Source organism: Haemophilus sp. SZY H68 (assembly GCF_018829685.1).
Classification (GTDB): Bacteria; Pseudomonadota; Gammaproteobacteria; order Enterobacterales; family Pasteurellaceae; genus Haemophilus; species Haemophilus haemolyticus_K.
This window is the reverse complement of sequence record NZ_JAHKKB010000007.1, coordinates 1-22632: the sequence shown is the minus strand read 5'-3', so window position 1 is coordinate 22632 and position 22632 is coordinate 1. Positions and strand designations below refer to the sequence as shown.

22 protein-coding genes and 9 tRNA genes are annotated in these 22632 nt (G+C 38.3%); 10 read left to right on the top strand and 21 right to left on the bottom strand.

The window, feature by feature from the left end:
- Nucleotides 1-93 precede the first annotated feature (93 nt).
- Entirely contained in the window at nucleotides 94-294 is a 201-nt protein-coding gene (locus tag KP712_RS08930) for a hypothetical protein (RefSeq protein WP_140476328.1), read from the bottom strand.
- On the opposite strand from KP712_RS08930, the gene rne reads away from it, so the two are divergent.
- Both rne and KP712_RS08920 read left to right on the top strand, forming a co-directional pair.
- Nucleotides 294-3107 carry a ribonuclease E gene (gene rne / locus KP712_RS08925; protein ID WP_111408008.1) on the top strand — a complete coding sequence of 938 codons (2814 nt, stop codon included), beginning with the start codon at nucleotides 294-296 and terminating at the stop codon, nucleotides 3105-3107. The two genes, KP712_RS08930 and rne, sit on opposite strands and share 1 nt — an antisense overlap.
- 151 nt (nucleotides 3108-3258) lie before the next feature.
- A tRNA-Ser gene (locus tag KP712_RS08920) sits at nucleotides 3259-3348 on the top strand.
- 48 nt (nucleotides 3349-3396) lie between these two features.
- Here the strand turns inward: KP712_RS08920 and iscX are convergent.
- From iscX to KP712_RS08840, 16 genes are all read right to left on the bottom strand, one after another.
- On the bottom strand, nucleotides 3397-3591 hold the full coding sequence (iscX, locus tag KP712_RS08915; protein ID WP_005630102.1) for a Fe-S cluster assembly protein IscX: 195 nt from the start codon (nucleotides 3589-3591) through the stop codon (nucleotides 3397-3399).
- On the bottom strand, nucleotides 3591-3932 hold the full coding sequence (gene fdx / locus KP712_RS08910) for an ISC system 2Fe-2S type ferredoxin (protein WP_005629440.1): 342 nt from the start codon (nucleotides 3930-3932) through the stop codon (nucleotides 3591-3593). Before fdx ends, iscX begins: the two co-directional genes overlap by 1 nt.
- Nucleotides 3933-3972: 40 nt before the next feature.
- Nucleotides 3973-5832 (bottom strand): Fe-S protein assembly chaperone HscA, encoded by a 1860-nt coding sequence (gene hscA / locus KP712_RS08905; RefSeq protein WP_111408009.1) that lies wholly within the window; start codon nucleotides 5830-5832, stop codon nucleotides 3973-3975.
- An 18-nt stretch (nucleotides 5833-5850) separates the two neighbouring features.
- Complete coding sequence (locus KP712_RS08900; protein WP_111408023.1) at nucleotides 5851-6537, bottom strand: DUF2625 domain-containing protein; 687 nt, start codon at nucleotides 6535-6537, stop codon at nucleotides 5851-5853.
- Between the two features lie 30 nt (nucleotides 6538-6567).
- On the bottom strand, nucleotides 6568-7089 hold the full coding sequence (hscB, locus tag KP712_RS08895) for a Fe-S protein assembly co-chaperone HscB (RefSeq protein WP_111408010.1): 522 nt from the start codon (nucleotides 7087-7089) through the stop codon (nucleotides 6568-6570).
- 12 nt (nucleotides 7090-7101) lie between these two features.
- Nucleotides 7102-7425 carry an iron-sulfur cluster assembly protein IscA gene (gene iscA / locus KP712_RS08890; protein ID WP_005626961.1) on the bottom strand — a complete coding sequence of 108 codons (324 nt, stop codon included), beginning with the start codon at nucleotides 7423-7425 and terminating at the stop codon, nucleotides 7102-7104.
- A 53-nt stretch (nucleotides 7426-7478) separates the two neighbouring features.
- Complete coding sequence (iscU, locus tag KP712_RS08885) at nucleotides 7479-7862, bottom strand: Fe-S cluster assembly scaffold IscU (RefSeq protein WP_005626962.1); 384 nt, start codon at nucleotides 7860-7862, stop codon at nucleotides 7479-7481.
- Between the two features lie 57 nt (nucleotides 7863-7919).
- Nucleotides 7920-9134, bottom strand: a complete 1215-nt coding sequence (locus KP712_RS08880) for an IscS subfamily cysteine desulfurase (protein WP_111408011.1) — start codon at nucleotides 9132-9134, stop codon at nucleotides 7920-7922.
- Nucleotides 9135-9205: 71 nt separating this feature from the next.
- A complete protein-coding gene (iscR, locus tag KP712_RS08875; RefSeq protein ID WP_005630093.1) occupies nucleotides 9206-9661 on the bottom strand; it encodes a Fe-S cluster assembly transcriptional regulator IscR in 456 nt (151 codons plus the stop codon).
- Between the two features lie 56 nt (nucleotides 9662-9717).
- The gene (gene trmJ / locus KP712_RS08870) at nucleotides 9718-10437 is read right to left on the bottom strand and encodes a tRNA (cytosine(32)/uridine(32)-2'-O)-methyltransferase TrmJ (RefSeq protein ID WP_111408012.1); all 720 of its coding nucleotides are present in this window, start codon (nucleotides 10435-10437) and stop codon (nucleotides 9718-9720) included.
- 116 nt (nucleotides 10438-10553) lie between these two features.
- A tRNA-Lys gene (locus KP712_RS08865) sits at nucleotides 10554-10629 on the bottom strand.
- A 23-nt stretch (nucleotides 10630-10652) separates the two neighbouring features.
- Nucleotides 10653-10728, bottom strand: a tRNA-Lys gene (locus KP712_RS08860).
- Between the two features lie 47 nt (nucleotides 10729-10775).
- Nucleotides 10776-10862 (bottom strand) — tRNA-Leu (locus tag KP712_RS08855).
- Nucleotides 10863-10866: 4 nt separating this feature from the next.
- Nucleotides 10867-10942, bottom strand: a tRNA-Gly gene (locus KP712_RS08850).
- Between the two features lie 154 nt (nucleotides 10943-11096).
- Nucleotides 11097-11654, bottom strand: coding sequence for a CDP-diacylglycerol--glycerol-3-phosphate 3-phosphatidyltransferase (gene pgsA / locus KP712_RS08845; protein ID WP_215770815.1), 558 nt, complete (start codon nucleotides 11652-11654; stop codon nucleotides 11097-11099).
- A 100-nt stretch (nucleotides 11655-11754) separates the two neighbouring features.
- Complete coding sequence (locus tag KP712_RS08840; RefSeq protein WP_005625599.1) at nucleotides 11755-12357, bottom strand: peroxiredoxin C; 603 nt, start codon at nucleotides 12355-12357, stop codon at nucleotides 11755-11757.
- Between the two features lie 137 nt (nucleotides 12358-12494).
- On the opposite strand from KP712_RS08840, the gene metC reads away from it, so the two are divergent.
- Nucleotides 12495-13682, top strand: coding sequence for a cystathionine beta-lyase (gene metC, locus KP712_RS08835; RefSeq protein ID WP_111408014.1), 1188 nt, complete (start codon nucleotides 12495-12497; stop codon nucleotides 13680-13682).
- Between the two features lie 47 nt (nucleotides 13683-13729).
- Here metC and KP712_RS08830 read toward each other — a convergent pair whose 3' ends face one another.
- On the bottom strand, nucleotides 13730-14281 hold the full coding sequence (locus KP712_RS08830) for a hypothetical protein (protein WP_215770816.1): 552 nt from the start codon (nucleotides 14279-14281) through the stop codon (nucleotides 13730-13732).
- Between the two features lie 158 nt (nucleotides 14282-14439).
- Here KP712_RS08830 and mpl point away from each other — a divergent pair, with 158 nt between their 5' ends.
- Together mpl and KP712_RS08820 are read left to right on the top strand one after the other, a co-directional pair.
- Nucleotides 14440-15801, top strand: coding sequence for a UDP-N-acetylmuramate:L-alanyl-gamma-D-glutamyl-meso-diaminopimelate ligase (gene mpl / locus KP712_RS08825; RefSeq protein WP_215770814.1), 1362 nt, complete (start codon nucleotides 14440-14442; stop codon nucleotides 15799-15801).
- Between the two features lie 107 nt (nucleotides 15802-15908).
- A complete protein-coding gene (locus KP712_RS08820) occupies nucleotides 15909-16415 on the top strand; it encodes a DUF2301 domain-containing membrane protein (protein ID WP_111408017.1) in 507 nt (168 codons plus the stop codon).
- A gap of 49 nt (nucleotides 16416-16464) precedes the next feature.
- Here the strand turns inward: KP712_RS08820 and znuA are convergent, their stop codons facing one another.
- The 3 genes from znuA to mltA form a co-directional block, all read right to left on the bottom strand.
- Nucleotides 16465-17487 (bottom strand): zinc ABC transporter substrate-binding protein ZnuA, encoded by a 1023-nt coding sequence (gene znuA / locus KP712_RS08815; protein WP_111408018.1) that lies wholly within the window; start codon nucleotides 17485-17487, stop codon nucleotides 16465-16467.
- A 177-nt stretch (nucleotides 17488-17664) separates the two neighbouring features.
- Entirely contained in the window at nucleotides 17665-18435 is a 771-nt protein-coding gene (gene tcdA, locus KP712_RS08810; RefSeq protein WP_165818763.1) for a tRNA cyclic N6-threonylcarbamoyladenosine(37) synthase TcdA, read from the bottom strand.
- Nucleotides 18435-19547 carry a murein transglycosylase A gene (gene mltA, locus KP712_RS08805; protein WP_111408020.1) on the bottom strand — a complete coding sequence of 371 codons (1113 nt, stop codon included), beginning with the start codon at nucleotides 19545-19547 and terminating at the stop codon, nucleotides 18435-18437. Before mltA ends, tcdA begins: the two co-directional genes overlap by 1 nt.
- Nucleotides 19548-19732: 185 nt before the next feature.
- On the opposite strand from mltA, the gene KP712_RS08800 reads away from it, so the two are divergent.
- The 5 genes from KP712_RS08800 to KP712_RS08780 all read left to right on the top strand — a co-directional run bounded on the left by KP712_RS08800 (nucleotide 19733) and on the right by KP712_RS08780 (nucleotide 22500).
- Nucleotides 19733-19809 (top strand) — tRNA-Met (locus tag KP712_RS08800).
- A gap of 130 nt (nucleotides 19810-19939) precedes the next feature.
- Nucleotides 19940-22075 carry a bifunctional 23S rRNA (guanine(2069)-N(7))-methyltransferase RlmK/23S rRNA (guanine(2445)-N(2))-methyltransferase RlmL gene (gene rlmKL, locus KP712_RS08795; RefSeq protein WP_111408021.1) on the top strand — a complete coding sequence of 712 codons (2136 nt, stop codon included), beginning with the start codon at nucleotides 19940-19942 and terminating at the stop codon, nucleotides 22073-22075.
- Between the two features lie 148 nt (nucleotides 22076-22223).
- Nucleotides 22224-22300: transfer RNA gene (locus KP712_RS08790), tRNA-Arg, on the top strand.
- A gap of 26 nt (nucleotides 22301-22326) precedes the next feature.
- Nucleotides 22327-22402: transfer RNA gene (locus KP712_RS08785), tRNA-His, on the top strand.
- Nucleotides 22403-22423: 21 nt separating this feature from the next.
- Nucleotides 22424-22500 (top strand) — tRNA-Pro (locus KP712_RS08780).
- Nucleotides 22501-22632 lie beyond the last annotated feature (132 nt).

The window sequence follows — 22632 nt, the reverse complement described above, 5'->3', positions numbered from 1 at the left end:
TTTTATGCTTAAAATTTATGCGAAAAATGACATGTTTGTTGGTGAAAATTCAATGCGGCAATTGGTGTAAGACGTTGATAACCAACATTTTTCTTAAAATAAATTAGCCGCTTGCAATGCGTGCGGAATATCGCGTTGTTTTATAAAGCAAACGTTTATGCTTAATAACGTTATTAATGCACCCAGCAACATACAGTCGTGAGATTGACTGGCGCGAGAAACACGAGGTCGATAACGAAGCAAAGTGCGGTTTATTTTGAGGTCTTTTAAAATATTTAATAAGAGAATTGGCAATGAAAAGAATGTTAATCAATGCGACTCAAAAAGAAGAGTTGCGTGTAGCGCTAGTTGACGGACAGCGCTTATTTGATCTGGATATTGAAAGCCCAGGACATGAGCAAAAAAAAGCGAATATCTACAAAGGGAAAATTACTCGCATTGAGCCAAGCTTAGAAGCGGCTTTTGTAGATTATGGTGCAGAACGTCATGGTTTTTTACCATTAAAAGAAATTGCTCGTGAATATTTCCCCGATGATTATGTTTTCCAGGGTCGTCCGAATATTCGCGATATCTTGAGCGAAGGCCAAGAAGTTATCGTTCAAGTTAATAAAGAAGAGCGCGGAAACAAAGGCGCTGCCTTAACAACTTTCGTTTCTCTTGCGGGCAGTTATTTGGTCATTATGCCAAATAATCCGCGTGCCGGTGGGATCTCTCGTCGTATTGAAGGGGATGAGCGCACTGAATTAAAAGAGGCATTAAGTTCATTAGATGTGCCTGAAGGCGTGGGGTTGATTGTTCGTACTGCAGGTGTGGGTAAATCTCCAGAAGAGTTGCAGTGGGATTTAAAAGTTTTACTTCACCATTGGGAAGCGATTAAACAAGCATCTCAAAATCGTCCAGCACCTTTCTTGATTCACCAAGAAAGTGATGTGATTGTACGTGCTATTCGTGATTATTTGCGCCGTGATATTGGTGAGATTCTTATTGATAGCCCGAAAGTGTTTGAAAAAGCAAAAGAGCATATCAAACTTGTTCGCCCAGATTTCATTAATCGTGTGAAACTTTATCAAGGCGAAGTGCCTCTTTTCAGCCACTATCAAATCGAATCTCAAATCGAGTCAGCATTCCAACGTGAAGTGCGTTTACCTTCTGGCGGTTCAATCGTTATTGATGTAACAGAAGCCCTGACTGCTATTGATATTAACTCTGCGCGTTCTACTCGCGGTGGAGATATTGAAGAAACAGCATTAAATACTAACCTTGAAGCAGCAGATGAAATTGCGCGTCAATTACGTTTGCGTGACTTAGGTGGTTTAGTTGTTATCGATTTCATTGATATGACGCCAGTTCGTCACCAACGAGAAGTGGAAAATCGTATTCGTGATGCAGTTCGTCAAGATCGTGCTCGTATTCAAATTAGTCGCATTTCTCGCTTCGGTTTGTTAGAAATGTCACGTCAGCGTTTAAGTCCTTCACTAGGTGAGTCTTCACATCACATTTGTCCTCGTTGTCAAGGAACAGGTAAAGTGCGTGATAACGAATCTCTTTCTTTGTCTATCTTGCGTTTAATCGAGGAAGAAGCATTAAAAGAAAACACCAAGCAAGTGCATACGATTGTGCCAGTACAAATTGCTTCTTATCTTCTTAACGAAAAACGTAAAGCGATAAGCAATATTGAAAAACGTCACAATGTAGATGTCATTGTTGCACCAAATGAAGCAATGGAAACACCGCATTTTAGTGTTTTCCGTTTACGCGATGGCGAAGAGGTGAATGAACTGAGTTATAATTTAGCGAAAATTCACTGTGAGAAAGATGAAAGTACCGAGGAATCTCTTGTTTCTCGTAATGTAGAAACAACAGTGGTTACTGAACAACCTGTGGTTGAAAGTGCGGCAGTGGCGCTTTCTATTTCTGAAGCAGCTCCGACTCCAGTTGAGCGTAAATCGAATGAACCGTCTTTGTTAGCGAAAATTATCGCGAAGATTAAAGGTTTGTTTGCTTCTGAATCCGAAGAAAATAAACCGAAAAATAACCGCACTTCGCGCAATTCTAATCGTAATCCACGCCGTTCACAGGAGCGTCGTACTTCTCGTCGACCACGTTCTGAAAATAACGAAACGGAAAGAACCGAAGAACAAGTTCGTAATATTCGTGAACGTAATCAACGCCGTCCTCGCCGTAACTTAGTGGAAGAAAGTATTGCTGAAAGTGTGGTAAATTCTACACCGGTTTTTGAGGCTCAGGATGAAAGAACTGAGCAAGTGGCACAACGCCGCCAACGTCGTGATTTACGTAAACGCGTGCGTGTTGAAGATAATGAGATGGCAGTTGAGCATAACGAAAATATTGTTGAAAAAATGACGGAAGTGGATGTTGTCGAAGTTCAGTCCGTTCAAAATGATGAAAAAACAGTTCGTCAAAACCAAGAACGTTCTGAACGTCAAGATCGTCAACGTCGTACTCCACGTCATTTACGTGCAGCGAATAATCAACGTCGTCGCCGTAATCAAGAGCCAAAATCGCCAATGCCATTATTTGCTGCAGTGGCTTCACCTGAATTGGCAAGTGGAAAAGCTTGGGTGGACTATTCAACAGTGAATGCGCAGAAAGAAAATAATTTCTTATCTGTGGATGAATTGCTTGAGCAAGAGAAAACTAAAAAAGGTTTTATCACGCCAGCAATGGGAATTGTTGTTGAAGAAAAATCTCTTGAAGTAAAACCAGCATTAGATTTTATTACTCAGCCAGCTAATGAATCTGTACAGAAAAAAGTACAAGAATCTCTAGAGCGTTTAAATTCTCATAAACCTCAAGAAACGGTTGAATTTATTGAGTCAACGATTACCCTAAATGAGCCTGAAACTGTAAATGAACCAGCCTTTGTTCGTACTTATGAGTTTAATGGGCGTTTAGGTAGCATTTCTTCAGTTGCTCATACAAAAGCAGAGATGACTTTGGCGAAAGCGAGTGATGAAATGCCTCAGCCATTCCCAATTATTGAATGGCAAGATTCTCGCTATTATTTTTACGGTAAAGGGGCGGCAGGGCATCATTGTGCGATTAGCCATGTATATTCTGAGCCTACCCGAGCAAAATCAGAGTAACCTAAAATAAAAATTAGAATTGGCGTGATTTTTATTACGTCAATTCTTTTTATTTTAGGGTTGCAGTAAAAATAATCACTTGATAAAAACGAGATGATTTTTGCTTGACGGTCTTTCTCAAAAAACGTATTATTCGTGTGCATTGAATCACGGAGGAATGGTCGAGTGGTTGAAGGCACCGGTCTTGAAAACCGGCGAGGGTTTACGCCCTCCTAGGGTTCGAATCCCTATTCCTCCGCCATCAAATTTTGATAAAAAACCTAAGTCACTGACTTAGGTTTTTTTATATTTATTCAAATTCATCTAACCATTTCAATAAGATAGCCTCAAGAATTGCTTCATTTGACTTATTCGGATCATCATCAAAATCCTCAAGTTCACAAATCCATTTATGTAAATCAGTAAAACGGACCGTTTTGGGATCTAAATCTGGATTACGATCGTAAAGTTCTTCTGCAATTAATTGAGCATCAGTCCATTTCATTAGTGAGCAGCCTCATTCGCATGGTTAATATTATATTTCGGAATTTCTACCACAAGATCTTCGTCTCCCACGACACATTGGCAAGATAAACGACTATCCATTTCTAATCCCCAAGCTTTATCCAGCATATCTTCTTCTTGATCACTCGTTTCATTTAGAGAGTCAAAACCTTCACGGATAATCACATGGCAGGTTGTACAAGCACAGGAGCCATCACAAGCATGATGAATTTCTACTCCTGCATTGTGTGCAACTTCTAATAAATTATCACCTGCCGCGGCATCAACAACCATACCTTCGGGACAAAATTCTTCATTAGGTAAAAAAATCACTTTTGGCATAACACTTTCCTCAAAATTATTTAATAATCTGACCGCACTTTTACGGTTTTTCAATATCTGACAAATTTTTGCCTGTCAAAGCTTTATTAATCGATGCATTCATTCGACGTGCTGCAAATTCTTGGGTAGCAGTATCCAAGGCTTTAATTCCTTGTGCAATTGCATCACGATCTGAACCTTTTTTTACATCCATTAATTGTTTTAACACACGTTCAATATGATGAAATTCTTCTGTGCTCAGCAATTCAGCCCCATCAGCTTGTAACGCAACAATCACGCTTTCAATTACACGATCCGCTTCTACTCGTTGCTCGGCTAATTCACGAGCTTGTAAATCCTCTTGCGCATTATCAAAAGAAGATTTAATCATTGCTGTCACTTCTTCATCTGTTAAACCATAGGAAGGTTTAATTTGAATTGATGCCTGCACTTTCGTCGATTTTTCCATTGCAGTTACACTTAATAAACCATCTGCATCGACTTGATAAGTCACTCGAATATGAGCGGCACCAGCTGCCATTGCAGGAATACCTCGTAGAGTAAAACGCCCCAAAGAACGACAATCATCTACCAGCTCACGTTCACCTTGTACGACATGAACAGTCATTGCTGTTTGGCCATCTTTGAAAGTAGTAAACTCTTGTGCACGAGCCACTGGAATTGTTGTGTTACGTGGAATAATTTTTTCCACTAATCCACCCATCGTCTCAATGCCTAAAGAAAGCGGTACGACATCAAGCAACAACATATCAGAGTCAGTTTTATTACCGACTAAAATATCAGCTTGAATTGCGGCACCAAGTGCCACAACTTTGTCTGGATCAATCGAAGTGAGTGGTGTTTTACCAAAAAACTCACCAACCTGTTCTCGTACGTATGGCACTCGAGTTGAACCACCAACCATCACCACCGCTTGCACTTCTTCAGATTCAACGTTAGCATCTTTCAAAGCTCGGCGACAAGTTAATAGTGAACGTTTTACCAGTGAATGAATCAACTCATTAAATTGTTCTCGTGAAATTTCTACTGAAAAATTTTGCCAAGAAATCACCGCACTTTTCTCAGTACTTAAAGCAATTTTGGCTTGGCTAGCAAGCGTTATCAGTTCGCGCTGTTGATTTGGGGTTTGTGGTTTTACTTGGGTTTGTTCAACGACCCACTCTGCTATTAAATGGTCAAAATCATCACCACCTAGCGCAGTATCACCACCCGTGGCTAGAACTTCAAAGACACCTTTTGATAAGCGTAAAATTGAAATATCAAATGTACCACCACCTAAATCATAAACTGCAATAATTCCTTCCTGCCCACTATCCAATCCATAAGCGACAGCGGCTGCAGTAGGTTCATTCAATAAACGTAGTATATTTAACCCAGCTAAACGCGCAGCATCTTTAGTACTTTGACGTTGAGCATCATCGAAATAAGCAGGAACCGTAATCACAACCCCAGAAAGCTCACCACCAAGGCGTTGTTCTGCAATGTGATTTAAGCGTGATAAAATATCTGAAGACACTTCAATTGGACTTTTAGGTCCCTGTGCCGTAACAATTAAAGGTAATCCATTTTCGCTCGCCACAAATTCATAAGGCAAACTAGGATAACGAGACTGAACATCAGCAAGGCTACGACCAATTAGGCGTTTTACCGAAATTATCGTATTTTTTGGATCAAGTGAGGCTTGTTCAAAGGCTTCTAAACCAACTTTTGTCTCTTCAACGCCATAATGAACAACTGATGGTAAAAGACTACGCTCTTGTTCATCATTAAGAATCACGGATTGCCCACTGCGAACAGATGCAACCAAAGAATTGGTTGTTCCCAAATCAATCCCAACGGCTAAACGATGTTGATGCGGTGCAGCAGCTTGTCCTGGTTCTGCAATTTGTAATAATGCCATATGCTATTTTTCTACTGGTTATGCGACGGAATACGCCAAATCAAATTTATTTTTTTCTGCAAAGCTTGCTTGATAATGTGTTTCAATATTGACTTCGTGTTTTTGACGTTCACCAATCGCTATTTTTCTATCTTGACTTAAGTCAGGCGTGAATACAAAAATTTGATTACCATCCAATTGTTTCACATCATCTTGCCATTTTTGCCAAAATAGACCTTGATAAAAAGCCTCTAAATCACCATTCAATGCCCAAGCTAAAAACTCTGTATAAGTAAAATTTAAATTATGCCAAGTGAGAGCTTTTGGTGAAAAGTAATAAATTTTGCCAAGATTATCGCCTAACGAACCACCATTTAATGCAAAGTAACCGCCGATCACATCATCTGCAACCAATAAATACTTTGGTTTTTCACTAGACTCATTAAAAGACTTACTAAAATTCCAATCCATCAATCCACGCGGTAATTTAAAACTTCCTGAACCTAAAATACGCAACCAACCATGATGAATTAAAATTCCACCTGTTTCATAAATCACCGCCCCCATTGGTGATGATGTTGGCATTTGCATGGTAAAAAGTTCGCGTTCTGCACTTGATTGATCTTTTTTAATGACATAACAATGATTATGTGCACTTTCAATCCATTGGGAAAGTATAGGCCAAGCAGAGTTTTCTGGAGATATTAGTTGTTCGAGAGTTTGCATAATATCAAGGGACATTGAGATATAGATCTATTACAGTTCAAAAAGGCGTTCTTCTACACGTTCAATTTCTTCAGAAAGCTTACGAGTAAAACGTAATTTATCACACAGTTGAGATGTTTTCGTCCATTGTTGGGATGTCAGACTCTCGGAAAGTGCGGTCAATAATGACTGAGTTTCTTGTTTAATTTCTTTCGTAAAAGCGTTTAATGCTTTTTCATCTTTCTGATGTTCAAATTCTTCTAGTTGTTCTCGCCACTGTAACTGTTGCATTAAAAACGCCACATCTTGCGTACTTTTTTGTTCAAGATCGATCTGTTCACCAGTATTAAGAGCAATGATAGCTTCTGCTCGCAAAATTGGGTCTTTTAACGTTTTTAAGGCATCATTCACTTCGGTGGATTTTTGCATCGCAACGCGTTGTTCTAACGCACTACTTGATACAAAATTATCTGGATGTAGGGCTTTTTGTAATTCTAAATAACGTGTATTTAGCGCCTTCTCATCTAACTGAAAATCAACGGGTAAATCAAAAATTTGAAAAGGGTTTAACATCAGATTATTACCTTAAACATGGAAACTTTCACCACAGCCACAAGATTCTTTTACATTTGGATTATTGTATTTGAAGCCTTCATTTAAGCCTTCTTTCACATAATCCAACTCAATACCATTGAGATAAACTAAGCTTTTTGGATCGACAATAATATTCACACCATGTTGTTCAAAAACTTGATCTTCTTCATTTAAGACATCAACAAACTCAAGCACATAAGCTAAGCCAGAACAGCCTGATGTTTTCACTCCTAAACGCAAACCAATACCTTTGCCACGATTATCCAAAAAAGCTTTCACTCGTTGAGCGGCTTTTTCTGTTAATGTAATACTCATATATCCCCCAAAACCACTAAAAGTGCGGTCAAAACCGACCGCACTTTTTCATATTATTCGCCTTTTTTGGATTTGTAATCAGCAATTGCCGCTTTAATTGCATCTTCCGCCAAAATGGAACAGTGTACTTTCACTGGTGGCAATTCTAACTCTTCTGCAATTTGGCTATTTTTGATAGCGCCGGCTTCTTCTAAAGATTTACCTTTCACCCACTCTGTAATTAATGAGCTCGATGCAATAGCAGAACCACAACCATAAGTCTTGAATTTTGCATCTTCAATAATGCCGTTATCATTAACTTTAATTTGTAACTGCATTACATCACCACAAGCTGGCGCACCCACCATGCCAGTACCAACATTGCTATCTTTTTTATCCATAGAACCCACATTGCGCGGATTTTCATAATGATCGATTACTTTTTCGCTATAAGCCATTTTAACTTTCCTTTTTTAAATCCTTGAGAAACGCCATTTAATAATAGCAGTTAAATCCTAGTGAGCTGACCACTCAATCGTACTAAGGTCAATACCTTCTTTAAACATATCCCATAATGGCGATAATGCACGAAGTTTTTCCACCGCACCTTTTACTAAATTAATGGTGTAATCAATTTCTTCTTCAGTAGTATAACGACCGAGTGTAAAACGAATTGAACTGTGTGCCAATTCATCATTTAAACCAAGTGCGCGCAATACATAAGATGGCTCTAGGCTAGCTGATGTACAAGCAGAACCAGAAGATACAGCAATATCACGCAACGCCATCATTAAAGATTCACCTTCAACGTAGTTAAAGCTAATATTTAAATTACTATCTAAACGGTGCTCCATTGAGCCATTTACGTAGGTTTCTTCAATATTTTTTAAGCCATTATATAAACGATCACGAAGAGCTTTTAAACGTGGCATTTCTGATGCCATTTCTTCTTTTGCAATTCGATAAGCCTCGCCCATTCCCACGATTTGGTGGACAGGTAATGTACCTGAACGCATTCCACGCTCATGACCACCGCCATGAATAATCGCTTCTAAACGGATACGTGGTTTACGACGAACGTATAACGCACCAATACCTTTAGGCCCATAAAGTTTATGGCTAGACATAGATAATAAATCAACTGGCAGCTCTTCCAAGTTAATCGCAACTTTACCCACACTTTGAGTTGCATCAACGTGGAAAATCGTTTTATTTGCACGACAAAGCTCACCAATAGCTTTAATATCTTGCAACACACCAATTTCATTATTGGCATGCATAATTGAAACTAAAATAGTATCAGGGCGAAGTGCGGCTTTAAATTTTTCTAAATCAATTAAACCATCAGACTCGGGGGATAAATAAGTCACTTCAAAACCTTCACGTTCTAATTGACGACAAGTATCTAATACGGCTTTATGCTCGGTTTTGCAAGTGATGATATGCTTACCTTTAGTTTGGTAAAAATGCGCAGCACCTTTAATTGCAAGGTTATCTGATTCTGTCGCACCAGAAGTAAACACAATTTCACGAGAATCGGCACCAATAAGATCCGCAATTTGATTACGAGCTACATCAACCGCTTCTTCGGCTTGCCAACCAAATTTATGCGAGCGAGAAGCTGGGTTACCGAATGTACCGTCAATGGTTAAAAATTCCATCATTTTCTTCGCAACACGCTCGTCCACAGGACAAGTTGCTGCATAATCTAAATAAATAGGTAATTTCATTTTTCACTCCTAAATCATTCTAAATTTGACCGCATTTTTAATGCATTTTGCACTGTACGGACTACTTTCCTTTATTGATTAACAATTAATAAATTCTCAAAATCGCTATGAGTTTGGCGTTTTGACTCACGTTTACTCACCAATTCAGCCAAAGTAATTTCATTGAGAAAACTTTCAATGCGATTACTCAGATCTTCCCACAATGTATGAGTTAAACATTCTACGCCATTTTGACAATTTCCACGACCAAGACATTTTGTTACATGAATATTTTCATTTACCGCTGAAATAATCATTCCCACTGAAATTTGATCGCTTGGTAAACCTAGCTGATATCCACCACCAGGTCCACGAACACTTTTTACTAATCCATCACGGCGTAATTTAGCAAAAAGTTGTTCTAAATAAGATAACGAAATATGTTGACGTTCAGAAATATCTGCAAGGCTCACAGGACCTTTTTCTGCATTTAAAGCGATATCTAAAACCGCAGTGACTGCATAACGACCTTTCGATGTAAGTTTCATAAAGTGTTCCTAAAAAGTGATGTTGCAATATTTACATATCCTACTAAATCAGTCAATTAATCTAAATCAAGATCAATCCGTTTTTCGACCGCACTTAGCATGCCATTTAAAATATTTAATTCATTTTTTTCAAGTTGAGCGCGATAATATAAACGCTTTAATTTATGCATAACACCTTGATTTTGAATGAATCCGAGTGACTGATATACACGCTCAGTATGCTCAAAAAAATAAGCGAGTTGTTCTGCGGTTGGATAGTTTTGTTCTATTAAAGAAAGTGAATTTTCCTTCTTATCTTGAGCTAAAAATGCCATGCGCAATTCATAGCTTACCAACTGTACCGCCATTGCTAAATTTAAAGAAGAATAATCAGGATTAGCCGGAATATTTAAATGGTAATGACATTTCAACAATTCTTCATTCGTTAATCCAATACGTTCACGACCAAACACAATAGCTATCTTGCCTTCATGCGCTACAACTTTCCCCGCGCATTCTCGAGGCTCGATCAATGTACTTTGTAAATGACGTAAACGAGCACTTGTACCAATCACTAAAGAGCAATCATCGACGGCTTCATCAAAACTATCGACAACCCTAGCATTTTTTACAATATCTTCTGCGCCAGCTGAAAGAGCATAAGATTGTTCATCAACAGATTTTGGTGAAACAAGACAAAGCTGGGCCAATCCCATTGTTTTCATTGCTCTAGCAGCAGAACCAATATTACCGCTATGCGAAGTCTCAATTAAAACAATACGAATATTTTCCAACATAATGATGCCCGACTAAAATTTAAGGGTATTCTACCACAATAACCGCTAAAAATAGTCAAGAATTTAAGCAAATTAAAGAAATTTAAAATATTAGAGATGAATAATAAAAATAAGAATGGTGGGTTGTGAGAGGATCGAACTCTCGACCGACGGATTAAGAGTCCGCTGCTCTACCAACTGAGCTAACAACCCAACTGGACAACTAAATCAGAGAGTGGTGGGTCGTGAAGGATTCGAACCTTCGACCAACGGATTAAAAGTCCGCTGCTCTACCGACTGAGCTAACGACCCATAAATTGATTTTAAATATTTTTAAAATCTTCAGATTTGGTTTTAAATGGTGCCCGAAGCCAGACTTGAACTGGCACGCCTCGAAAGGCGAGGGATTTTAAATCCCTTGTGTCTACCGATTCCACCACTCGGGCAAATTGGAGCGGGAAACGAGGCTCGAACTCGCGACCCCGACCTTGGCAAGGTCGTGCTCTACCAACTGAGCTATTCCCGCATTTATCGCTAATCAGCATTGCTGCTTGACAACGGGGCGTATTTTACGGTTTTATAGTCTTGTGTCAAATGAAAAAATAAAAAAAAGCTTTGTTTGATTAAAAATAAGACAAAATAATAAAAGTACGGTAGAAAATATTGCACTTTATCCAAAATTAGAGTTTTAGGTCATCTAGTAGGCTACCTTTTGCTGCCTGTAAATATTGGATCATTGACCATACTGTTAAAATGGCTGCGATGTAAAGCAAGATTATAGCGGCAATTTCCATATAATTATTGTAACGCCATAATAATCCGCCTAGGGCTAACATTTGTGCGGTTGTTTTCCATTTTCCCCACCAAGAGACAGCGACTTTACTACGCTCTCCGAGTTCAGCCATCCATTCACGTAATGCGGAAATAATAATTTCGCGAGAAATCATAATAATGGCAGGAATCGTAATCCAAAGAGAGTGTTGATATTCAACGATGAGAACCAAGGCGGCGACAACCATTACTTTATCTGCAACAGGATCTAAAAAAGCGCCAAATCTTGTAGTTTGTTTCCATTTACGAGCCAAATAACCATCAAGCCAATCAGTAACACCGGCAATAAAGAATATGAATGTAGTAATAAAAGGGGAGGATTCGATAGGTAAATAAAATGCAATCACGAAAAACGGAATCAGGATTACGCGAAATATCGTTAGGAAAACAGGAATATTAAATTTCATAGAAATGAACCGCTCTTGGTGTTAGAGATACACCTATTCTAAAGTATCTAAGAATATAAAAAAAGCCACATTATGTGGCTTTCTTGTAAATAATTACGGATTAAAGTTTATCAGCGTTTTGTTTTAAGTATTTTGCAACGCCTTCAGGGTTATCTTTCATCCCTTCTTTACCTTTTTCCCATTGAGCAGGGCAAACTTCACCGTGATCTTCGTGGAATTGTAATGCGTCAACCATACGTAACATTTCATCGATGTTACGACCTAATGGAAGATCGTTTACTACTTGGTGACGAACAACCCCATTTTTGTCGATTAAGAATGAAGCGCGTAATGCAACGCCCGCTTCTGGATGTTCAATACCGTATGCTTGAGCGATTTCGTGTTTTACATCCGCTGCTAATGCATATTTAACTTGGCCGATACCACCATTTTCAGTTGGGGTGTTACGCCATGCATTGTGAGTGAATTGAGAGTCGATAGAAACACCAACTACTTCTACGCCACGTTTTTTGAATTCTTCATAACGGTGGTCAAATGCGATTAACTCAGAAGGGCAAACAAAGGTAAAGTCTAATGGGTAGAAAAAGATTACTGCAGCTTTTCCAGCAATGTGTTTTTTAAAGTTGAAGTTATCAACGATTTCGCCATTGCCTAATACAGCAGATGAAGTAAAATCTGGTGCTTGACGGGTTACTAATACCATAGTCATAATTCCTATATAAAGTTAAGTTGAAGTTTTGCCACACAAAATAGCGGCGCGATTCTATTTGAAACGCCGACATTTTTATACTCGATTTTATCTATTAAAGCAATTAATCTTATCTAAAATAAGGTGGAAATATGCAACAACATAATCTATCAACAACATTTGTCCATGCAGGGCGTAAAAAACGCTTTTCACAAGGATCTGTAAACCCCGTTTTACAGCGAGCTTCTTCATTAGTATTTGACAGTATTGAAGATAAAAAACACGCTACTCAACATAGAGCAAAAGGCGAATTATTTTATGGTCGAAGAGGGACGCTAACACATTTTGCGTTACAAGATTTAATGTGTGAAATGGAGGGGGGCGCAGGCTGTTATCTTTATCCTTGTGGTGCAGCAGCAGTAACTAATTCGATTCTTTCTTTTGTAAAAACTGGCGATCATGTATTAATGAGCGGTGCAGCCTACGAGCCAACCCAAGATTTCTGTAATATTGTGCTGAAAAAAATGCAGATCGATACAACTTATTACGATCCTCTTATTGGTGCTGATATTGCAACGCTTATTCAACCGAATACAAAAGTACTTTTCTTGGAAGCACCGAGTTCTATCACAATGGAAATTCCAGATATTCCGACTATTGTGAAGGCTGCAAGAAAGGTGAACCCTAATATTGTGATTATGATTGATAATACTTGGTCGGCAGGTGTTTTATTTAAAGCGTTAGAGCATGACATTGATATTTCTATTCAAGCGGGTACGAAATATTTAGTGGGTCATTCAGATATTATGATTGGTACTGCCGTTGCAAATGCGCGAACTTGGGATCAACTTAGAGAACATTCCTATTTAATGGGGCAGATGGTGGATGCGGATTCTGCTTATACGACCGCTCGTGGTATTCGTACATTGGGTGTACGATTAAAACAACATCAGGAAAGTAGTATTAAAGTAGCAAAATGGTTGAGTGAGCAACCAGAAGTAAAAACTGTGTACCATCCAGCCTTACCAAGTTGCCCTGGTCATGAATTCTTTTTACGAGACTTTAGTGGTAGCAGCGGTTTATTTTCTTTTGAATTAACTAAGAGATTGACATCGGAACAAGTCTCAAATTTCATGGATCATTTTCAACTTTTCACTATGGCTTATTCATGGGGAGGATTTGAGTCTCTAATTCTTTGTAATCAACCAGAAGAAATTGCACATATTCGTCCAAATATTAAACGTAACCTTACAGGTTCGTTAATTCGTGTGCATATTGGCTTTGAAGATGTAGATGAATTGATTGCAGATTTAAAAGCTGGATTTGAGCGAATTGCCTAAAAGTGCGGATAAAAAAATGCCTGTTTTACACAGGCATTTTTATAGAATTATTTTTGTTCTGACACTAAGCCAACTTTCGAACCGTCAGCAAAATGTACTGAAGTCCCGATAATGTCTACTTGGATATTTTTCCCTTGTTGCAAATGTGGGCGAATTTGAGAAAGCACAGCTTCCTCAGTTGTTGATAATGTTACTGTTTCGCTAGCTTTTGGTGCAATTGTTTTTCCAAATTGTAATGCTGGAAGGTTTGCTACATAGAATGCTTGGTTATTTTCTTTATAAACAGTTAACCATTGCGCTTCTAAAATAGCTTTATCGCTTAAGTTTGTAATTTCATAAGTGATAGAAAACGATTTTAAATCATCTGTTACAGAAACATTTGTTACTTTTACATTCGCAACTTTTAGGAACTCTGCATTTGCTTGAGTGACTAAATCATCCGTTTTTACTTGAGGTTGTTGTACTGCTTGTTGAGCCGGTTGAGTAGTTTCTGTTGCTGTAGGTTTTTCTGCTACTTTTTCTTCTTTATCGTTACAAGCGGTTAATACAATTGAAGCTGCGATGATACTTGCGAAAAGAAATGATTTATTAAATTTCATTGTAAATTCCTTCATTATATTTTGTTAGTTAAGTTGTACTCGTTTTTTAAGGGCTCAATTATAGCCCATGTGAGCCTTTATGACAGTCTTTTATTTTGAAAGTTCATAGAAGTTGTTTTATTATACTTTCCATTTTCCTTGGTAAGTAGAGAAGTACAATGAAACATATTCATATCTTAGGTATTTGTGGCACCTTTATGGGCGGCGTGGCGATGATTGCTAAACAAATGGGTTATCAGGTGACGGGTTCCGATACTAATGTTTACCCTCCAATGAGCACTTTTTTAGAAGAGCAAGGTATTGAGATTATTCCAAATTATGATGTTGCACAATTACAACCTGCACCTGACATGGTAATCGTTGGTAATGCGATGAAACGCGGTAATCCTTGCGTAGAATATGTGTTGGAAAATAATTTGAAATACACATCTGGCCCTCAATGGTTACATGATCATTTATTACGCGATCGTTGGGTATTGGCAGTTTCTGGTACGCATGGAAAGACAACCACAACAGGCATGCTAACGTGGATCTTAGAACAAAATGGCTTAAAACCAGGCTTTTTAATTGGCGGAATTGCCGGTAATTTTGGCATTTCAGCTCGTTTAGGAGACAGCCCTTATTTTGTTATTGAGGCTGATGAATATGATACAGCTTTCTTTGATAAACGTTCGAAATTTGTCCATTACAATCCGCGTACACTTATCGTAAATAACATTAGTTTTGACCATGCAGATATTTTTGATGATCTCAAAGCGATCCAACGCCAATTTCATCATATGATTCGAACTATTCCGGCAAGTGGCTTGGTATTAAGTTCGGCGAGTGAACAAAGTGCAAAAGAAACGCTGGCATTGGGATGTTGGTCGCAGCAACAATTTTTAGGCAAAGATAGTGAGTGGTTTGCTGAGCGTATTACAAATGATGCCTCACATTTTGCGGTTTTCCATCATGGTGAAAAAGTGGCCGAAGTAAAGTGGAATGTAGTCGGACAACATAATATGCATAATGCTTTAATGGCAATAGCGGCTGCTCATCATGCGGGCGTGTCTATTGAAGATGCATGTAAAGCATTGGGATCTTTTGTAAATGCTAAACGTCGTTTAGAAGTAAAAGGCGAAGTTAATGGCATCACCGTTTATGATGATTTTGCTCATCATCCAGAAGCTATTCTCGCTACGCTAACCGCTTTACGAGATAAAGTAGGGGGAGGCGTGCGAATTCTTGCAGTGCTTGAACCTCGTTCTAACACAATGAAAATGGGCGTTCATAAAGATGAAATTGCGCCTGCACTTGGTCGAGCTGATGAAGTGTTTATGCTTCAACCAGAAGAGCTTCCTTGGGAAGTGGCAGATATTGCAAACCAATGTGTACAACCTGCCTATTGGAATGCAAATTTAGATCGATTAGTCGATATGATTGTCGCTGAGGCCCAACCTACAGATCATATTTTGGTGATGTCTAACGGCAGTTTTGGTGGCATTCATCAAAAAATTCTTGATAAGCTTAAACAGAAATAATAAAAGTGCGGTTAATTTAGAAAATGTTTTTAAGTTGACCGCACTTTTTATTGAGTTAATGTAACATTTATTTTTAATTTGTAATTTATAAAAGGAATCTTTGTAGAATGGCTGATCCACATATTAAATCACCGATGGATTTTTTAGATAATCTGACCGTCATTATTTATCGCTCTGGCTTTGTGATAGCGGCGTTGGCTATTCTTGCCATGAGTTGGTATCCAGATTTAACGCTTACATTTATACTAATTGCGGCAACTTGCTGTGCTTCTTCATTACATATTTATCTCAAATCCTTCCGATTGCTTTTTCAATTTGCTACTTGGATAGGATTACTTTTTTATATTAATCATTATCCCGCTTTGGCCCTTGGCGGTGCGTTACTTACTTTAGGTGGTTTGTGTTTTAAAGAATATTTTTGTTTCCGCGTACCTTTTTTAAATTTACAGCCGATATTTGTGGCTTGCTTGTGGTTTTCATGGGTGTTAAATAATCTTATCGCATTACGCATTTTTTCTATTATTTCTGGCGTATTACTTTTAGTTTTAGCGATACAAAAATGGCGAATGCCTTTGCATTTTGATATTGGAGATAAAACAAAATATCAAATTTAGAAAAGAAAATGACCGCACTTTTATGTGCGGTCATTGTTTTTAGAATGGTTTATTTAGCTAAGCATTCCATGTAACTATCTGCAGTAGATTGTAAGAATGTTGCATAAGAATTTTTGCCTAAAGTGACTTTATCGCCAATTGGGTCGAGTTGCCCTACATTGACTTTAGTATTTTGAGCTAAAGATTCAATCACTTTTGGCGTAAATTGTGGTTCTGCGAATAAGCAATTTACTTTATGTTCTGCGATTTCTTCTTTAATGTGCGCTAAAGTTTTTGCACCTGGTGCAACTAATGGATTGATGGTGAAGTAACCGGTTTGTTTTAAACCATAAGCATCGTTGAAATAACCATAAGCATCGTGGAAAACGTAGAAACCTTTATCTTTAACATTCGCAAGTTGTGCTGTGATTTTTTCACCTTGTTCTGCCAAAGTGCGGTTAAAATCTGAAAGATTTTGTGCAATTAAATCTTTTTTATCTGGGAATTGTGCAGTTAATTTATCCGCTACTTTTTGTGCAACAATTTTGCTGATCGCTGGAGAATACCAAACGTGCCAGTTTGTTGTTAAACCTTCGTCATGATCATGGTGATCGTGATCATGGTCGTGGTGTTCATGCTCGTGCTTATGATCATGGTCGTGTTCATGTTCGTGATCGTGTTTATGTTCGTGTTTGTGCTCATGTTCATGTTTATGATCGTGATCGCCATCTTCATGGAAATGCTCGTGGTGAGCTTGACTTAATAAAGGTTCTACATCAGCAAGATCTGCAATGGTAATCACTTTTTTACGTTCAATTTGGGTAATTGGTTTGTCTAAAAATGAATCAACATCTTCACCAATCCATACAACTAAATCTGCAGATTTTACTTTTTGAATATCAGATAATTTCAAATTGTAGTCATGCGGAGAGGCTCCTGCAGGAACAAGGACTTGTGTACCGGTTACGCCATCAGCAATAGATGAAACAATAAAACCTAAAGGTTTTACTGATGCCAATATATCGGCATTCGCCATCATTGGCGCACTTAAAAGTGTGGCAGAAACGGCGCTAATTTTTAAAAGTTTTTTCATATTTCTGTTTCCTTACTTGTTAGTAATAATTCTCAAAGGGAAAAAGACTACGCCTTTTTATATAAATTGCAACGATTTTATAGAGAACCTGAGGGAAAATTTTTCATTTTTAAAGTAAATAGGTTTCATTCGATAAAAAATGCACATTTATGGCCAATGTGCATTTTCAAGAGGAGATTAAGATTTTTTCTTTAGTAATTTATCTATTACACGAGAAACAGCAAAAAAACCAAAGGTTGCCGTAATCATCGTGGCTGCGCCAAATCCGTTTGCGCAATTCATTGTGGCAGAAATTGCACAACCTTCAGTCATTTGTGGGAATATTAGAGGTTGTGTTGAAAATACCGCATCGATACTAAATTTGCGTTTTGGATTTTGGCTAAAATTGTAATCCTTGCGCAAATCCGATCGCACTTTGGCTAGGAGTGGATCTTGAATAGTTTTACTAAGATCGGCAATTTGAATTTGGGTTGGATCAGTTTGACCACCTGCACCACCAATAGTAATCACATTAATTTTGTTACGTTTACAATAAGCAATCAGCGATGCTTTAGTTTTCACATTGTCAATGGCATCAATGACATAGTCATAGCCTCGATTGAGGTAATCCGATTGATTCTCTGGCGAGATAAAATCATCAATAATATTGATGGTACATTCTGGGTTAATTAATTTTACTCGCTCTGACATGACTTCAGTTTTTAATTTGCCGATTGTGCCGCTCATTGCAGGAAGTTGGCGATTTATATTCGTGACGCAAATATCATCCATATCAATTAATGTGAGTTCACCAACGCCTGAACGTGCTAAGGCCTCTACGACCCAAGAGCCTACGCCTCCAATACCTATTACGCAAATATGGGCTTGACGTAAGCGCGCGAGTCCATCAGGTGTATAAAGTCGACCAATACCGCCAAATCGCTGTTCATAATTGTCCACTGGAGCCATTATTGTAACACCCATACTCGACCATAGTGTTTTGATAATCCTGCAATATGGCCTGCTTGATCACCAATGCCACGATATAAGTCAAAGTGGTGGCCTTTCACCGCACCGCCGACATCAAGTGCAACCATTAAATGCAATTTATGCGTACCAAGCCAGTTTCCGTTATTATCAATGTCAGGCACTTCGACTAAAAGAACAGTACCAGATGGTACAACGCTACGATCTGATGCCACAGAAGCCATTGGTACAAGCGGTACACCGGCCGAACCTTTCACCTTGCCACTTGGATCATTTTTGAAGAATACATAAGAAGAATTACGTTCTAACAAACTTTGTACACGAGATGGATTACGATTGCCCCATTCACGAATTGCTTGAATAGACATTTTCTCTTTTGGCACTTCACCATCTTCAACTAATAAACGACCAACGGCGGTGTAGGGAAAGCCATTTTGTCCTGCGTAAGCGAAGTAATTAAGGTTGCCATCACCAAAATCTACATAACCGCTGCCTTGTACCCCAAGTAAAAAGTTCTCTAACATGGAATCACTATATGCTAATTCTAATCCTTGCCCCGCTAATGCACCGGCATAGATTTGCGCACGGCTAAAACGTTTATTTGCTGGCATGCGATAAATTGGATTTTGGAATTGACCTTGCGGTGAACGGCGTGCATGAAGGACAGGAGAGTAGTAGCCTGTCATCAAAACATTTTGATATCCATCGAACCCGCGCATAATTTGCGGGTAAATGCCAAATTTAGAAAGCTCACTTACATTGGCGCCAGAAAGTACCCAATTTGTAATTTTTTCATAGTTGCCATAGAAACGATCAGATAGTTTGCTTGAATAACTTTGTACATTTGAAAGTTGCGTTAAAAAATCGCCCTGATTAATGACCGCACTTTGGTTTTCAACTTGAGAAACTGGCATAAACACAGCTTGTTGATAATTACGACCCGAATATTTAGCACCAAATTGTTGAGGATCGCTGCCGTTTGACGTGGTTGGAATTTGAATTTTTGTTGTATTAGAAGAACCACAGGCAACTAAAAGTGCGGTTGTCACTGCAATAGAAAATGTTTTTAATGAGAAAAATTTTCGAACTGACATTTTTAATCCTAAATAAGCTTAAATAAGGCTGCATACGCTATCAAAAATCCGTCAAAACGACCAGTGTTATTTAGTCAAGCTGATTAATAAAAACTCACATTGAACATTTTATTAACAAATGAAACATAAACTTTTGTTTAATTCTTGCAAAAAAATATTAATAGAGTATAGTGCACGGCATCAGACGCGGGGTGGAGCAGCTTGGTAGCTCGTCGGGCTCATAACCCGAAGGCCGTCGGTTCAAATCCGGCCCCCGCAACCAACAAATTCTAAAGCCCTGATTTAAGAAAATCAGGGCTTTTCTTTTTACAGTTTAACTCGCTATGATGATCTCAATTAGATCATCTTTTTCTATGCTATAATCCCTCAAAATTTTCAAAACCGGTACCTAAATGAAACAATTATTTGCAACGACTTCTCGTGGCTTTGAAGAATTATTAAAAGTTGAACTCACTGAACTTGGTGCTCAAGAGGCAAAAGTGGTTCAAGGTGGCGTTCATTATCAAGCTGATGATGAAACTTTATACCGCACTTTGCTTTGGTCACGCCTTGCTTCACGCATTTTATTTCCTTTGATTGAAACCAAGGTTTACAGTGATTTGGATCTTTATGCGGCTGTTTCAGGCTTTAATTGGTTAGCGCAATTTGATGAACGAGTCACCTTCTTTGTCGATTTTAATGGAACCAACCAAGAAATTCGTCATACTCAATTTGGTGCGATGCGCGTTAAAGATGGAATTGTCGATTACTTTGAACGTCAAGGTAAAACTCGCCCTGATGTAGATAAAATTCATCCGGACGTGCGTATCCATGCTTATTTGAACCGTGAAAATTTAGTGATTTCTTTAGATTTAAGTGGAGAAGCATTACATTTGCGAGGCTATCGTGAAGATACAGGTCAAGCACCTTTACGTGAAACTCTAGCGGCGGCGATTGTTATGCGTTCAGGTTGGCAAGCGGGTTCTCCATTAGTAGATCCAATGTGTGGTTCTGGCACGCTTTTAATTGAAGCGGCACAAATAGAAGCCAAAATTGCACCGCAACTTTATCGTTTACATTGGGGATTTGATTTTTGGAAAGCGCATAATCAATCGGCTTGGGAAAAAGTAAAAAATGAAGCGATTGAATTAGCAGAAGAAAAACAAAGTGAAATTCAACCGCACTTTTATGGATTTGATCTCGATCACCGCGTGTTAAAAAAGGCGCAGAAGAATGCACAAAATGCAGGTGTTTCACATTTAATTAAATGGCAACAAGGTGATGTTGCAGCGTTGAAAAATCCTCGTTTAAATGAAGTCGGTACAGTGATCTGTAATCCACCTTATGGTGAACGTTTAGGTACAACACCCGCTTTAATCGCGCTCTATTCTGTATTTGGGCAAAGACTTAAAAAAGAATTTTGCGGTTGGAATGTTTCTGTTTTTAGTAGCGAATCGACATTGCTTGATTGTTTGAGAATGCGCGCCAGCCGACAGTTTAAAGCAAAAAATGGCCCACTAGATTGTGTGCAGAAAAATTATCAAGTTTCAGAACGAAAATCTGACGAAATTCCAGCTGAAAATGAACTGGAATTTAACCGCACTTCGGAGGTGGCAACCGATTTTGCTAATCGATTACAAAAAAATATTAAGAAAATTAGTAAATGGGCAAAGCAGCAAGGATTAGACGCTTATCGTTTATATGATGCCGATTTGCCTGAATATAATTTAGCCGTCGATCGTTATGCAGATTACATTGTTGTGCAAGAATATGCAGCGCCAAAAAATATTGACGAAAATAAAGCGCGTCAACGTTTATTAGATGCGGTTACTGCAACTTTGCATGTTACAGGTGTCGAAACGAATAAGTTGATCCTCAAAGTTCGCCAGAAACAAAAAGGTACCAACCAATATGAGAAATTAGCCAATAAAGGTGAATACTTTTATGTGAATGAATATGGCGTGCAACTTTGGGTAAATTTGACGGATTATTTAGACACTGGCTTATTCTTAGATCACCGTTTAACAAGAAAAATGATTGGTGAGTTGGCAAAAGGTAAAGATTTCTTAAACTTATTTGCTTATACCGGCTCAGCAACTGTTCATGCAGCACTTGGTGGTGCTAAATCGACAACTACCGTTGACATGTCCAATACTTATCTTAATTGGGCGGAACAAAATCTTATTTTGAATGATATTGAAGGTAAACAACATAAATTAATTCAAGCAGATTGCCTTCAATGGTTAGAAAAATGTGATCGTCAATTTGATTTGATATTTGTGGATCCACCGACGTTTTCGAATTCTAAACGTATGGAAGAGAGTTGGGATGTTCAACGAGATCATGTGAAATTGATGAGCAATCTAAAACGAGTTTTGTCGAATAATGGCACAATTGTTTTCTCGAATAATAAACGCGGATTCAAAATGAATTTAGTTGCGTTGGAAGAATTAGGTTTAAGTGCGGTAGAAATTTCGCATAAAACGTTACCGCTAGATTTTGAACGTAATAAACAAATTCATAATTGTTGGATGATTCAACATATATAATGATTTTCCAAGTTGTAAAAATAGTCGAAAAAATAGTGAATTTTAAACAAACTGAATAAAAAACTATCGCTCAAACATTTTTTTTCAAAAAGTGCTAGACAAGGTTTTATTAAATCATTAATATACGCCTCCGCAACGACGCAATAACGCGTTCGTAGCTCAGTTGGATAGAGCGTTGGCCTCCGGAGCCAAAGGTCGCAAGTTCGAATCTTGTCGAGCGCGCCAGGTCAGTGCAATAACAACTTTTAATGGTGGCTATAGCTCAGTTGGTAGAGCCCTGGATTGTGATTCCAGTTGTCGTGGGTTCGAATCCCATTAGCCACCCCATCTTATCTTTATAAGATCTGACGGCGAGTAGCGCAGCTTGGTAGCGCAACTGGTTTGGGACCAGTGGGTCGTAGGTTCAAATCCTATCTCGCCGACCACTTTATTTTGCTCTTTAACAATATATCAGACAATCTGTGTGGGCACTTGTTGATTGACTTGTTTTAAAATATTTTAATTTTGAAGTCTTAATAGGTGCTTAACTGAAAATTCATAATTACTTTTTTAAGTAG

Excerpts from the sequence above, each read along its gene's own strand:
- rne (WP_111408008.1), top strand. The coding sequence starts at position 294 with ATGAAAAGAATGTTAATCAATGCGACTCAAAAAGAAGAGTTGCGTGTA.
- iscX (WP_005630102.1), bottom strand. The coding sequence starts at position 3,591 with ATGAAATGGACTGATGCTCAATTAATTGCAGAAGAACTTTACGATCGT.
- fdx (WP_005629440.1), bottom strand. The coding sequence starts at position 3,932 with ATGCCAAAAGTGATTTTTTTACCTAATGAAGAATTTTGTCCCGAAGGT.
- hscA (WP_111408009.1), bottom strand. The coding sequence starts at position 5,832 with ATGGCATTATTACAAATTGCAGAACCAGGACAAGCTGCTGCACCGCAT.
- KP712_RS08900 (WP_111408023.1), bottom strand. The coding sequence starts at position 6,537 with ATGCAAACTCTCGAACAACTAATATCTCCAGAAAACTCTGCTTGGCCT.
- hscB (WP_111408010.1), bottom strand. The coding sequence starts at position 7,089 with ATGTTAAACCCTTTTCAAATTTTTGATTTACCCGTTGATTTTCAGTTA.
- iscA (WP_005626961.1), bottom strand. The coding sequence starts at position 7,425 with ATGAGTATTACATTAACAGAAAAAGCCGCTCAACGAGTGAAAGCTTTT.
- iscU (WP_005626962.1), bottom strand. The coding sequence starts at position 7,862 with ATGGCTTATAGCGAAAAAGTAATCGATCATTATGAAAATCCGCGCAAT.
- KP712_RS08880 (WP_111408011.1), bottom strand. The coding sequence starts at position 9,134 with ATGAAATTACCTATTTATTTAGATTATGCAGCAACTTGTCCTGTGGAC.
- iscR (WP_005630093.1), bottom strand. The coding sequence starts at position 9,661 with ATGAAACTTACATCGAAAGGTCGTTATGCAGTCACTGCGGTTTTAGAT.
- trmJ (WP_111408012.1), bottom strand. The coding sequence starts at position 10,437 with ATGTTGGAAAATATTCGTATTGTTTTAATTGAGACTTCGCATAGCGGT.
- pgsA (WP_215770815.1), bottom strand. The coding sequence starts at position 11,654 with ATGAAATTTAATATTCCTGTTTTCCTAACGATATTTCGCGTAATCCTG.
- KP712_RS08840 (WP_005625599.1), bottom strand. The coding sequence starts at position 12,357 with ATGGTATTAGTAACCCGTCAAGCACCAGATTTTACTTCATCTGCTGTA.
- metC (WP_111408014.1), top strand. The coding sequence starts at position 12,495 with ATGCAACAACATAATCTATCAACAACATTTGTCCATGCAGGGCGTAAA.
- KP712_RS08830 (WP_215770816.1), bottom strand. The coding sequence starts at position 14,281 with ATGAAATTTAATAAATCATTTCTTTTCGCAAGTATCATCGCAGCTTCA.
- mpl (WP_215770814.1), top strand. The coding sequence starts at position 14,440 with ATGAAACATATTCATATCTTAGGTATTTGTGGCACCTTTATGGGCGGC.
- KP712_RS08820 (WP_111408017.1), top strand. The coding sequence starts at position 15,909 with ATGGCTGATCCACATATTAAATCACCGATGGATTTTTTAGATAATCTG.
- znuA (WP_111408018.1), bottom strand. The coding sequence starts at position 17,487 with ATGAAAAAACTTTTAAAAATTAGCGCCGTTTCTGCCACACTTTTAAGT.
- tcdA (WP_165818763.1), bottom strand. The coding sequence starts at position 18,435 with ATGGCTCCAGTGGACAATTATGAACAGCGATTTGGCGGTATTGGTCGA.
- mltA (WP_111408020.1), bottom strand. The coding sequence starts at position 19,547 with ATGTCAGTTCGAAAATTTTTCTCATTAAAAACATTTTCTATTGCAGTG.
- rlmKL (WP_111408021.1), top strand. The coding sequence starts at position 19,940 with ATGAAACAATTATTTGCAACGACTTCTCGTGGCTTTGAAGAATTATTA.